The following is a 12,599-nucleotide window of genomic DNA, read 5'->3' on the forward strand; positions in this document are numbered from 1 at the left end:
CGCAGGCGCGTCCCCTGCGCAACGAAATCGCGCCTCGCTGCGCAGCCGCGTCATCTGGGGCCCTATGTTTCGTACGTCACTGCGGGCATGGAACCGCAGGTCTAGACTGGACCCGTTATGAATCGAACAATGTTCAAGTCCAAAATCCACCGGGCCACCGTCACGCACGCCGACCTGCACTACGTGGGCTCGGTCACCGTTGACCTCGACCTGCTGGAGGCCGCCGACATCCTTCCCGGCGAGCTGGTCTCCATCGTGGACGTCACCAACGGCGCGCGGCTTGAAACCTACACCATCGCCGGCGAACGCGGCTCCGGCGTGATCGGCATCAACGGTGCAGCGGCGCACTTGATGCATGAGAACGACATCATCATCTTGATTACGTACGCCCAGATGACCACCGAAGAAGCCAAGTCCTTCGAGCCACGCGTGGTCCACGTGGACGAAAACAACCGGGTGATCCAGCTGGGCAACGATCCCGCCGAGGGCCTTACCCCCGGCGTCGTGCGCCCGCCGTTCGCGCTCAACAACGCCACCGTGTGATCCCGGAGCGTGAACTCCGGTAGACCCTTCTTCCATGCCCCGCGAGGCATCCTTTGCTAGGGGTGCTGGCCGGGTTCTTCGTTGTCTGGTGCATCATCCTGGTGGGCTGGTTCGTGGGCCGGCAAAGGATCCTGGGCGACAACGCCCGGCCCGTCCTCAGTGGCCTGACTTTCTTCGTTGCCAGCCCGGCACTGCTCTTCGAAACCCTCAGCAAGGCCCGCCTGCAGGAAGTCTTTGCCGAACCTCTGCTCGTCACGGCGGTGGCCGCCATCGTCACGGCAGCCATCTTCTTCACGATCACCAGGTTCTGGCTGAAGCGGGCACTGCCTGAATCACTGATGTCGGCCATGTCTGCTTCCCTGGCGAACTCCGCGAACCTGGGTATTCCTATTGCGGTATATGTCCTGGGCGACGCCAGCTACGTGGCGCCGCTGCTGATCTTCCAGCTGGCCTTCTTCACCCCGATGTTCCTGATGATCCTGGACTCGAGCACCAGCACGCACCGCACCACGGTCCTGGGCTTTTTCCTGATGATCCTGCGCAACCCCATGATCGTGGGTTCCGGCCTGGGGCTGCTGGTGGCCGGCACCGGCTTCCAGGTTCCGGAACTGGTCATGGAGCCCATCCACCTGATCGGCGGCGCGGCTATTCCTGCCATGCTGATCGCGTTCGGCATGAGCCTGAACGGCACCCGGCCGTTGCAGGCCTCCGCCGGCCGGCGCCTGGACACCCTGCTGGCCAGCGCCTTCAAGCTCGGCATCCAGCCGGCCCTTGCCTACCTTTTCGCCCGCTTGGCGCTGGGAATGGACGGGCATGCCCTGTTCGCCGTGGTGGTTACCTCGGCCCTGCCCACGGCCCAGAACGTGTTCGTTGCGGCCAGCCGGTACCAGACGGGACTCACGGTCGCGAAAGATACGGTGCTGATCACCACCGTGGTGGCGGTGCCGGCGATGATCGGCGTGGCGCTGTTGTTGGCGTAACCGTAGCTTGGAGGGCTGATGAATTCTGTGTTGGACAGTGTGGTGATCGGCGGAGGGGCCATGGGTTCCGCGGCTGCCTGGGCGTTATCGCGCCGGGGCCGACAGGTGACGCTGGTGGAGCAGTTCGGCCCCGGCCACAAGATCGGTGCGTCCCACGGCGCCACCCGGAACCTGAACCCGGGCTACCACCAGCCGGACTATGTGGCCATGCTGGCCGAGGGGCTGGCGCTGTGGGAGGAACTGGAACAGGAAAGCGGCGAGCAACTGCTGGCGCGCACCGGCGTCGTCACCCATGGACCCGGCTTTGACCCAAAGAAAATTTCCGCAGCCCTCACTGCTGCAGGCATCCGCGCCGAGTTCCTGCACCCGGCCGAGGCCGGCGAACGGTGGCGCGGCATCCGGTTCGACCGGCAGGTCCTGCACATGCCCGACGGCGGCCAGCTCAATCCGGAAGCCGCACTTCCCGCCTTCCAGCGGCTGGCCGCTGCCCGGGGCGCCGACATCCGGCACCACACCAGGGTGATGGACTTCCAGGTGTTCGACGACGGCGTGCGGCTGACGCTGGAATCGGCTGCGGGCACGGAGGTGGTCACCGCAGCCCAGGCCGTGGTGACGGCGGGCGGCTGGACGGAGAAGCTGCTGGGCAAGGTTGCGGGCGGCGGCAACCCAGCCATCCGGATCCCGAAGCTGAGGGTCCGGCCACGGCTTCAAGTTCACGCCCGTGATCGGGCGGATCCTGGCCGACCTTGCCACCGGGACCCGCCCCGCGCCCGAAATTTTCCGGGCGTCCCGCTAGCTGCGGCCCTTTGCCCGGCTGGGAACAGCGCGGCTGGGAACAGCGTTGCCAGCGGGCTCCGTGGCTGCCGGGCCTTCGCCTGCCTGTTCTTCGACTGCCGCGGCCCCATCCCCGGCCTGCTCCACGCTGTCAGCCTTCACCGCCGGCATAAACAGCACTGCGGCAACGGTCAGCAGCCCGGCCACCAGCGCGGCAAGGAAGACGGCCCCGGACGCGGAAATAACCGTGGCGGGATCGGCCTCGCCACCACTGCTGCCGTCATAGATGGAGTTGGCCACGGCACCAAATACGGCGACGCCCAGGGCGCTGCCGATGGACCGGGCAAACATGTTGGTGCTGGTCACCACGCCGCGTTCATGCCAGGGCACGCTGGACTGGGCCGAGATCAGGGTGGGAGTGGCCAGCAGGCCCAGGCCGAGGCCGACGACGAAGCAGCTGACCGCGATCAGCGCCACGTTGGGTGAGGAGGCGGTGAGCGACAGGATCAGCAGGCCCACCACCGAGACGGCGATGCCGATCAGCGCCGTGGATTTGAAGCCGATCCGCAGGTAAAACTTGCCGGCCTGTGAGGCGCTGAGCGGCCAGCCGAGGGTCAGGGCGGCGAGCGCCAGGCCGGCCACCAGCGGCGAGGAGGACAGGGCGCCTTCCAGGAAGGTGGGCACGTAGGAGGTCAGGCCGATCATCACCGCGCCGACGCCGAAGGAGACCAGCGCGGTGGTGGCCAGCAGCCGGCGGGACACCACCCAGGCCGGCAGGATGGGCTCCGCTGCCCGGCGTTCCACCAGGAGGAATGCGACCAGCAGGACTGCGCCCACCACGAACACGCCGATGCTGATGGGAGAATCCCAGGCCCACGCCTGGCCGCCCTGGAGGGCGCCGAGGATGAGCAGCCCGAGCGAGCCGGCCAACAGCACGGCACCAGCGTAATCCACCTTGTGGGTGGCGCGTTCCACGTCCTCATGGAGCGTACGGACCAGCATCCACCCGGCCAGCAGGCAGAGCGGCACGTTGACCAGGAAGATGCCGCGCCAGATGCCCAGTGCGGAGAAGACGCCGCCCAGGCTCGGCCCCACCACCGATGAAACGGCCCAGACGCTGGCCAGGTAGCCTTGGACCTTCGCGCGTTCTTGCAGGGTGTAAATGTCGCCGGCGATGGTGACGGCCACGGGCAACACCGCACCGGCGCCGAGTCCCTGCAGTGCCCGGAAGGCAATCAGGGAGGGCATGCTCCAAGCCACGCCGCACAGCACGGAACCGAGCAGGAACAGGCCGATGCCCGTGAGGATGATGGGCTTGCGGCCCGCCATGTCGGAAAGCTTGCCGTAGATCGGCACGGACACCGCCTGCGCCAGAAGGTAGGCGGAGAACAGCCAGGGGAAGGACGAGAAGCCGCCGACGTCGCGGACGATCGATGGCACCGCGGTGGCCACGATGGTGGAATCGATGGCCACGAGTCCCGTGGACAGCATCAGGGCAATGAGGATGGGCCCGCGATCGGACCGGAACCCTACGCCGTCTTTAGCGTTCGCCGCGCCGGCCATGTTAGACCGCCACCAGCCCAGCGGCTTGGGCCAGCAACTCCACGGACCGCAGGCGGTCCTGGGTACCGGGGCTCTGGTGGGCCACGATGAGCTCGTCCGCGTCGGCGTGCTTCCCGAAGCTGTCCAGGTAATCGATCACGACGTCGGGCGTCCCCACTGCGGAGTAGGTCATCATTTGTGCCATGTGCCGGCCCTGCGGCGAATCCAGGATCATGTCCGCCTCGTCGTCGGTGAATTCCCGGCCGCCGCCAAAGAACAGGGAGACGCGGGCGCGCTTGGTGGCCTGGAACATCGCCTGCGCTTCAGAAGCGGAGTCGGCGGCGATGACGTTGACGCCGGCAATGACGTGCGGGGCGTCCAACTGGGCTGACGGCTTGAACTCGCGGCGGTAGATGGCCACCGCTTCCTGCAGGGCGGCCGGGGCAAAGTGCGAGGCGAAGGCGTAGGGCAGGCCCAGCTGCGCGGCCAGGCGGGCGCCGAACAGGGACGAGCCCAGGATGTACAGCGGAACATTGGTTCCCTTGCCGGGGGTAGCCTCGACGCCCTGGATGCGGGTGGGACCGGTCAGGTAGCCCTGCAGTTCAAGGACGTCTTGCGGGAAGCTGTCCGCGGACATCGGGTCGCGGCGCAGCGCGCGCATGGTGTTCTGGTCGCTGCCCGGCGCGCGGCCCAGGCCCAGGTCGATACGGCCCGGGTGCAGGGTTTCCAGGGTGCCGAACTGTTCTGCAATGGTCAGCGGGGAATGGTTGGGCAGCATGACGCCGCCGGCACCCAGCCGGATGCTTTCAGTATGCGCGGCCACGTGCGCGATCAGCACGCTGGTGGCGGAGGAAGCGATGGAGGACATGTTGTGGTGCTCGGCGTACCACACGCGCCGGTAGCCCAGCTTCTCCGCGCTTTGCGCCATGGCCACGCTGCCCGCGAAGCTCTCCGCCGCCGTCTGGCCTTTGCCGATGGTTGCCAGGTCAAGGATGGAAAGGGGAAGAGTCACGTCGGTTGCGGCCTTTCAGGAACGTTTCGTAAGAAGCACCGGCCGGATTGCGGCGGGCACTTGATGCATAACCACGCCGGAGCCCGGCTTATTTCGTCTTCTCCGGAATACTCAGCACCCTTACGATGTTGCCGCCCCTATGAGCCATGATTCAACGAACCAGCTGGAACTGTCCGCAACGATCGATCTCAAGGACCTGGGAACCGTGCACAGGCTCGGTTTTGGTGCCATGCGCATCGTGGGCGACGGTGTCTGGGGTGAGCCCGCAGACCGCAAGGCCGCCATCGCCGTAGTGCGCCGCGCCGTCGAACTCGGCGTGGACTTCATCGACACCGCTGACTCCTATGGCCCCAACATCAGCGAGGAAATCATCGCCGAGGCCCTGCACCCGTACAAGGAGGGGCTGAAGATCGCCACCAAGGTGGGGTTCACGCGCACCGGGCCCAACAAGTGGATTCCCGTTGGCCGGCCCGAATACCTGCGCCAGCAGACCGAGCTGAGCCTGCGCAAGCTGAAGGTGGACACCCTGGACCTGCTGCAGCTGCACCGGATCGATCCCAAGGTGGACGCCGAGGAGCAGTTCGGCGTGCTGCGCGAACTCCAGGACGAAGGCAAGGTCCGCGCCCTGGGCCTGTCCCAGGTGAGCGTTGAGGAGCTGGAAGCTGCAAGCAGGCATTTCACGGTCTCCACCGTCCAGAACCGCTACAACCTGACGGACCGCAGCTCCGAGGACGTGCTGCGCTACTCCGAGGAGAACGGAATCGGCTTCATCCCGTGGGCTCCGATTTCCGCCGGCGAACTCGCGCAGCCGGGTGGCCCGCTGGATGAGGCCGCCAAGCGGCTGGGCGCCACCACCTCCCAGGTGGCACTCGCCTGGCTGCTGCGCCGCTCCCCCGTGATGATGCCGATTCCCGGCACCGGCTCCGTGGAGCACCTCGAGGAGAATATGGCCGCCGCCGGCATCACGCTCGACGACGACACGTACGCTGAGCTTGAAGCAGCCGGCAAGTAGCAAGCGGCTTCCAGCCACTCACGTCAGCTAAGACAGGAGAAACACCATGGCAAACATTTTGATGGTCGTATCGGCCGCAGATTCCCTCACCATGAAGGACGGCAGTGAACACCCCACCGGCTACTGGGCGGAGGAACTGGTGGTGTCCCACCAGACCCTGACCGAGGCCGGCAACACGGTCCACATCGCAACCCCTGGCGGCCGGAAACCCACCGTGGACCAGGTAAGCCTGGCTCCTGAGTCGGCCGGCGGCGAGGAACGTGCGCAGGGGTTCAAGGACTACCTGGCCCGGATCGACGGCGAGCTGGCGCACCCGCTGGTCCTGGCCGACGTCGACATTGACTCCTACGACGCCGTGGTGATGCCCGGCGGGCACGGCCCCATGGCGGACCTCTACAAGGACGCCGACCTGGGCCGCATCCTGGTGGCAGCAAACCGGAACGGCAAGATCATCGCACCGTTCTGCCACGGTCCCGCCGGGCTGCTGAGCGCAACAGACGACGACGGCGGGTTCACTTTCAAGGGACGGCGCCTCACGGTCTTCACCAATGAGGAAGAACTTGGCGGGGGCACGGGCGAAAACACCCCCTGGCTGGTGGAGGACGCGCTCAAGGAGAAGGGCGCCGTCATCGAAAATGGCGCCGCCTGGTCCTCCAATGTGGTCCGGGACGGCAACCTCATCACCGGGCAGAACCCGCAGTCCAGCGAGGACGTGGCCAAGGAAGTGCTGGCCGCGCTGAGCTAGCCGGCTCTGCTTTTTACGCAGTAACAGAGGGGACCAGTTCGTAAAGAACTGGTCCCCTCCTTGCGGCGCACGTCATTGGACGCCGGTCTTCATGCCTCGTGGTCAGGCGGCGCAGCCCCCGTTCGTGATGGTGGGATCGATCGCCGCGATCTGCTTCTGGATGTCCGCCAGCTGCGTTTGCAGGCTGGCCACTAGCAGCTTCTGCGTCTCCACCGCGTCCTTGCTTGGCTTTTTCTGTGTCTGCAGGGTCCGGAGCTGGCCCTGCGCCGCGGTCAGCTGGGTGTCCACCGCGGTCAGCTGGCTCTGCAGCGCCTTGAGGTTGGCTTCAGCGGCGCTGATCTCGCCATTGAGGCCATTGAGCTGACCCAGCAGCGGCGTCACCCGTCCCTGAAGGTCAAGGACGTTGGCTTCGGCGGTGGCGATCTGGCCATTGAGATCGTTGATGCGGGCGGCCAAGTCGTCGCCCAGCTGATTGAGCGCGTTGATTTCACCGGTCTTCGTGGCAACGGCCGTGTTCGCGGCATCAAGGGTGGCTTGGAGTCCGCTGATCTGACCCTGCAGCGTGGAAAGCTCTGTCTGCTTGTCCTGAACGGCGGTATTGGCTGCAGTGAGCGCCCCCTGCGCGACCGTCAATGCTGCATTTTTCGCGTCGAGGACCGTTTTTTGGTCCGTGATGGCCTGCTGTGCCTGCTCAACGTTTTCGGTGAGGGTTGGCAATGCGTCTTCGAGGTCCGCCACCGCCTGCTGCTGGTCGGTAACCGCGCTGGCTGCGTCCTTTGCTGCCTGCTCCAGAGCCGGGAGCTGCCCCTGCAGGGTGCTGAGCTCGGACTGCTTGCCGGAAACAGCTGCGTTGGCCTGGTTAACGGCGTCCTGCAGCCCGGGCACCTGCGCCTTGAGGGTGGCGATGTCGTTCTGTTTTGCCGTGACCGCTGCGTTGGCGGCATCGAGCGCTGCCTGAAGAGGCGCAGCCTGCTGCTGCAGGGTGCTGCTTTCCTGCTGCTTGGCCACAAGCTGGGAGTTCAGGCTGTCCACCTGCTTCTGGAGGGTAGCCAGGTCACCCTGGAGCCCCGAGATGGTAGCGGTCTTGTCGGCGATCTGAGCGTTCACGCCGTTCAACTGGACCTGGAGGGCGTCGCGCTGGGCCTGAAGAGTCCGTTTCTTGCTGGAATTTCCATTGATGGCAGCAATCTGGCTGTCCAGGTCAGCGATCTGCTTCTCCAGGTCGGCCTTCTGGGTCTGCAGCGCGGCCAAGTCCTTCTGGGCCTGAGTCAGCGTGGCCTGCTTCGAGGCGATCTGGTTGTTCACGCTGTCAATCTGGCTCTGGAGGTTGGCGATGTCAGTGTTCACGGCAGAGATCTTGGCGTTGTTGTCGCTGACCGCCTTTGCAGCGGCCGCCGCGTTGGTTTGAAGGGTCCGCAGGTCCGACTGGGCTGCGGTGATCTCTGCGTTCTTGGCATCGAGTGCCGCCTTGGCAGCGGTGGCCGCGGACTGCAGGGCCGTAAGCTCCGTCTGGGCCGTGGCGATCTGATCCTTCTTGCTGCTGACAGCGGCGTCCGCGGCGGCAGCGGTTTCCTGCAGTGTGACCAGCGCGGCTTTGGCCGCATCCACCTTGTCCTGCTGCGCCTGAAGGTCCGCGGCCGCGGTGGTTCCGGCAGCTTCAAGAACCTTCAGCTGATTTTCGGCGTCAGTGACTTCCGTGTGTGCAGCCTTCACGGCGTCTGCGGCCTGCTGCGCTTGAGCGGTCAGGGCCGCCAGTTGTTCCTGGGCCTGCTGGATCTGGGCATCCTTGGCAGTGACGTCTGAAGCCGCCTGGTCCGCGGCCTGCTGCAGCCGGGAAAGCTCCGTTTGGGCAGCCGCAATCGCCGTGCTGTTGGCCACAAGTTCTGCGCCCAGCTTGTCCGCCTGGTCCCTAAGTGCGGCCGTGGCATCCTGGGCCGCGGCGAGTTCATCCTGCAGCGGCGCCAGCTGGCCCGCCATGCTTGCCTGTTGGTCCTGTAGGTCGGCGAGGGCGGCTTCCGCTGCCGTCACCTGGGAGGCCAGGCTCGTCTGCTGGGCAGTTAGCTTGTCCACGTCCGCCTGCGCTGCTGCTTCCTGGTTGTCCAGCTGCGTCTCTTGGGCTGCAAGGTCAGCCAGCGCCTTCTCCGCGTCCGCCTTCTGTGCCGCCAGTGCATCTGCCTGGGCCTGAAGGGCAGCCTTCTCCGCCTGCCGGGCAGCAATGGCGTCGGCGTTCTTCTTGGCGGCGGCCTTCAGGAGGTTCTCCTGGACGGCGCCGCGGTGCGCCAGCTGGTTGACCACGCCGTTACAGATTCCGGGGGCCGTGCCGGGGGCTGCCGCCGCGGGCTGGACCAGCACCATGCTGGTGGCAAGCAGTCCGGGCAGGACCACGGCCGCAGCCAAACGGCGGGCACGAACAGAGGGGGACGGGGAAGTAGGCATGCGAGCTCCTGATAAGACCATTGTGGCGGCCCACTCTGGCCGCCTCATGGGTCAACCGTAAATTCCGGTGCAGGGGTAGAACACGCGTAATCACCACTTGTCTTTTTCCCCCAAGTACTCGCTTTCTGCTGAATATGTGAAAGGCCCCACCTGCCACACAGGACAAGTAGGGCCTTTCAGGCGGGACAGCCAGGAGTATTGCTCGAGCCGGTTACTGCCCGCCAAGGCCGGAAGTGGCGAAGCCTTTCACGATGTGCCGCTGGAAGAGCATGAACATCACCAACAAGGGCAGCGCAGCCAGGATCGCGCTCGCCATTGTCTGCGCGTACTGGACCCCGTAGGCATTCTTGATGGTCGCCAACCCCACGGGGAGGGTCAGCAGGTCCGGATTGTTGGTCACAATGAAGGGCCACAGGAAGTTATTCCAGGCACCGATGAACACGAAAATGGATACGGCAACCAGGATGGGCCGGGACAGTGGCATCACAATGGTCAGGAATACCCGCAGCCCGCCGGCACCGTCGATCCTGGCAGCCTCTTCCAGCTCCCTCGGAATCGTGTCGAAAAAGTTTTTGAGGATGAAGACCATCATGGGAGCAACAATTTGCGGCAGGACGATGCCCGCCCACGTGTCCGTCAGCAGCATGGCGTTCATTTGCTGGTACAGCGGCACGATCAGGATCTGCCCGGGAACCATGATTGCGGCCACGGTCAGGGCGAACAGCCACTTCCGTCCGCGGAATTCTGTCCGGGAGAAGCCGTAGGCTGCCAGCGCCGAGATTCCGACCGTCAGGACGGTGACGGCAACGGAGATGACCAGGCTGTTGAACATCCACAGGGGCACGTCGCCCTGCCGCAGCACCTGGAGGTAGGCGTCAAAATTCCATCCGCCTGCCGGCGCTTTGAAGGGTGAACCTGCGGCGTCGGCCTCTGTCTTCAGCGACGTGGTGATGCCCCAGAGGATGGGCAGCAGCCAGATCAATGCCAGGACCGCCAACGCAATGAGCCCGCCAATCTTCAGGACTCCGGTTTTTCCGGCCCGGGAGGCACCAGTTCCCGCTGTAGGACCTGGGACCCGCAGGGTTTCAGTTTTCGTTGGCATGGTCAGGAGGCCTTCCTGTTCATCACGCGCAGTTGGAGCACTGCGATGACGACGATGAGAGCAAAGAAGAGGTACGAGATTGCGGAGGCATAACCCAGCCGGTATCCGCTGAAGCCGGTGTCATAGATGTACTCCAGCACGGACCGGGTGCTGCCACGGGGGCCACCGTTCGTCAGCAGGTAGATCTGTTCGAACACCTTGAGTGAGGCAAGGATCTGGAGCATGACGATCATGACGGTGGTTCGATTGACCATGGGGATGGTGATGGATACCAGCCGGCGCCATGGACCGGCGCCATCCAGCTGGGCCGCTTCATAGAGATGGTCGGGGATGTTCTGAAGGGCTGACAGGTACAGCAGGAAGTTGAACCCGACGGTCCACCAGATAGTCACCAGGACCACCGAGAACATCGCCACGCCTTCGGTGTCGAGGAAACCGACCTGTTTGATGCCCCACGCGCTCAAGGTGGCATTGATGAGGCCGAAGCCGGGCTGGAACATCCACTGCCACAGGGCCGCCACTACCGAAACAGGCAGCAGATAGGGCGCGAAGAAACTCAGGCGCCACAGCCACTGGCCCGGCAGGCCTACGTACACAAGATGCGCCATCACAAACGACAACACAACCAAGGGCGCCGCGGTGAGGAGGGTGAACACTGCCGTGTTGCCCAGGGACTGCCACACCGCCTTGTCCCCGAACGCTTCCAGGTAGTTGCCGAACCCGGCGAATCCACCCCCGGCCCCGGTGAGGCTCTGGTTGGTCAGGCTCATCCACAGTCCGGAGATAATCGGCCACAGAAGGAACAGCGTGAAAGCCGCCAGGAAGGGCGCCACGTACCAGAAGCCGCTGGCCTGTTTCGGTTTTGCTGCCGGCCGGCGGCCTTCCAGGGCGGCGGCCGGCTTAGTTTCAGATAGCTCTCTCAGCATGTTTTCACCAGGTCATGTCGGGTTGGGAGTGGAAAGCATCGTCTGGAGGTAATCCACTATCGAATCCACTGCGTCTTTCGCGGGCACAGTGCCTTGAAGGGCGGCCGAAAGGATTTGGGAGAGCTGGTTCTGGAAATCAGTTCCGGCTCCCGCGAACCAGACGGCGGGGTCAAAGGCGGGCGTCTCAATCGCCGCCGCGTAGTCCACTTGCGGAACCAGCGCGCGGTATTCCTGGGTGGCCCTGATGGGGGCATATGCCGGGATGTGGCCCGCCTGCGCCCAAGTAAGGCCGTTCTTGAGGATGCCGGCAACAAACTTGTGCGCGGCCTCGAAACCCGCGTCATCCTGCACCTGGCGCGGCAGCACCCACACGTGGGAATCGGTGTAGCTTGCAGGCTGGCCGAAGAGGGTCGGCATGGGCATCGCCCCAAGATTGGGCACCGCCTCGGCAAACGCCGGCAATTCCCATTCGCCGGAAAAGATCATGCCCGTGGTTCCGGTGGTGAAGTCGGCGATGGCACCGTGGTATGTCTGGTTGTTCGCTGCCTTCTTACCGTCCAGGAGTTCGATAAGAAACGAAAGCACTTCTGTCGCCTTGGGCTTGTCGAGTTCCGCCGGCTCACCCGGGGTCAGCCGGTAGGAGGCACCTGTCTGGTTGTAGAAACCCCAGAACAAGCGCCAGGACTGTGCCGAGTCCAGGACGTGGCCGAAGGACAGCCCCTGCTTTCCGGTGGCTTCGGCCATTCTGGCCGCCGCGTCCATGAATGCCTGGGGCGAGGCCATGTCCTTGAGCTTTCCCGTGGCGTCGCTTATCCCGGCTTTCGCTGCCAGATCTTTGTTGTAAAGCAGGATGAAGGGGTGGGTATCCATGGGGACCGCGAAGAGTTTCCCATTGTGGATGCAGCGCTCCCAAACGGCCGGGGCGAAATCCTCCTGCACCACACCATGCCGGGCAAGGAGATCCATGTCGTACGGCTGCAGGAGCCGTTCGGGTGCGAAGCCGGCAAGCCGGGACAGGTGCATGATTGCTGTATCCGGCGCCTTGCCGCTGGAAGCCGCCATGGCAAGTTTCGTGTAATAGGGAGAACCCCAAGCCAAGGTAACCGGCCGCACGTTCAGCTGCTGGGCTGCACTGACCTTGCTGATCATGCCGCGCATTTTGACGCCGTCCGCGCCGGAGAACAGATCCCATGACTGGATGGCTGTAGCGGACTGCGGGCTCGCGCAGGCACTCAGTCCTCCAGTTGCAAGCAGCCCTGTGGCAGCAGCTGCCGAGCGGAGGATTGAACGTCTGCTCATGCCTGTCCGGGGGCTAGCCGCTGGTTCCGGGGAGAGGTAACTCTCCCCGTGGGGCCGTGAGGGCCCGGGTTTTCTCGGTTCGTACATCGATGGTTCCTGCCCGACGCAACGCTTGTGAACTTACGTCTTTGATGAAGTTCTAACGTTAGAAACAATGGAGGGGTCGCTAGAGTTTGTCAAGGGTTGGCATGCCGTACCCGCTGAAACACTTACCGAAGGGGCCTAGAC

Annotated in this window: 10 protein-coding genes and 1 pseudogene; 5 read left to right on the forward strand and 6 right to left on the reverse strand. The window is 64.7% G+C overall.

The genetic code is table 11. The features are described 5' to 3' along the window. The first annotated feature begins 117 nt into the window (after positions 1-117). The 3 genes and pseudogenes from panD to LFT49_RS19355 all read left to right on the forward strand — a co-directional run. On the forward strand, positions 118-543 hold the full coding sequence (gene panD / locus LFT49_RS19345) for an aspartate 1-decarboxylase (RefSeq protein ID WP_200830651.1): 426 nt from the start codon (positions 118-120) through the stop codon (positions 541-543). A gap of 53 nt (positions 544-596) precedes the next feature. Further along, positions 597-1,523, forward strand: coding sequence for an AEC family transporter (locus LFT49_RS19350; protein ID WP_237429121.1), 927 nt, complete (start codon positions 597-599; stop codon positions 1,521-1,523). Positions 1,524-1,541: 18 nt separating this feature from the next. Beyond that, positions 1,542-2,265: pseudogene (locus tag LFT49_RS19355) on the forward strand (FAD-dependent oxidoreductase); the annotation flags it as partial. A 50-nt stretch (positions 2,266-2,315) separates the two neighbouring features. Here the strand turns inward: LFT49_RS19355 and LFT49_RS19360 are convergent. Together LFT49_RS19360 and LFT49_RS19365 are read right to left on the reverse strand one after the other, a co-directional pair. Continuing rightward, entirely contained in the window at positions 2,316-3,860 is a 1,545-nt protein-coding gene (locus LFT49_RS19360; protein ID WP_237429122.1) for an MFS transporter, read from the reverse strand. Between the two features lies 1 nt (position 3,861). Next, a complete protein-coding gene (locus tag LFT49_RS19365; protein ID WP_236799989.1) occupies positions 3,862-4,851 on the reverse strand; it encodes an LLM class flavin-dependent oxidoreductase in 990 nt (329 codons plus the stop codon). Between the two features lie 139 nt (positions 4,852-4,990). Between LFT49_RS19365 and LFT49_RS19370 the strand changes: the two genes are divergently transcribed. Continuing rightward, a complete protein-coding gene (locus LFT49_RS19370; RefSeq protein ID WP_236820685.1) occupies positions 4,991-5,863 on the forward strand; it encodes an aldo/keto reductase in 873 nt (290 codons plus the stop codon). Positions 5,864-5,909: 46 nt separating this feature from the next. Further along, the gene (locus tag LFT49_RS19375) at positions 5,910-6,608 is read left to right on the forward strand and encodes a type 1 glutamine amidotransferase domain-containing protein (protein ID WP_237429123.1); all 699 of its coding nucleotides are present in this window, start codon (positions 5,910-5,912) and stop codon (positions 6,606-6,608) included. A gap of 102 nt (positions 6,609-6,710) precedes the next feature. On the opposite strand, the gene LFT49_RS19380 is transcribed toward LFT49_RS19375, so the two are convergent. The 4 genes from LFT49_RS19380 to LFT49_RS19395 all read right to left on the reverse strand — a co-directional run bounded on the left by LFT49_RS19380 (position 6,711) and on the right by LFT49_RS19395 (position 12,371). Continuing rightward, positions 6,711-9,044, reverse strand: a complete 2,334-nt coding sequence (locus tag LFT49_RS19380; protein ID WP_237429124.1) for a chromosome segregation ATPase — start codon at positions 9,042-9,044, stop codon at positions 6,711-6,713. A 211-nt stretch (positions 9,045-9,255) separates the two neighbouring features. Next, positions 9,256-10,146 carry a carbohydrate ABC transporter permease gene (locus LFT49_RS19385; RefSeq protein WP_237429125.1) on the reverse strand — a complete coding sequence of 297 codons (891 nt, stop codon included), beginning with the start codon at positions 10,144-10,146 and terminating at the stop codon, positions 9,256-9,258. Between the two features lie 2 nt (positions 10,147-10,148). Then, positions 10,149-11,072 (reverse strand): carbohydrate ABC transporter permease, encoded by a 924-nt coding sequence (locus LFT49_RS19390; protein ID WP_236820689.1) that lies wholly within the window; start codon positions 11,070-11,072, stop codon positions 10,149-10,151. Between the two features lie 12 nt (positions 11,073-11,084). After that, a complete protein-coding gene (locus tag LFT49_RS19395; protein ID WP_236820690.1) occupies positions 11,085-12,371 on the reverse strand; it encodes an extracellular solute-binding protein in 1,287 nt (428 codons plus the stop codon). Between the last annotated feature and the right edge of the window lie 228 nt (positions 12,372-12,599).

The sequence above is a fragment of the Arthrobacter sp. FW306-06-A genome (assembly GCF_021870055.1).
GTDB lineage: Bacteria > Actinomycetota > Actinomycetes > Actinomycetales > Micrococcaceae > Arthrobacter.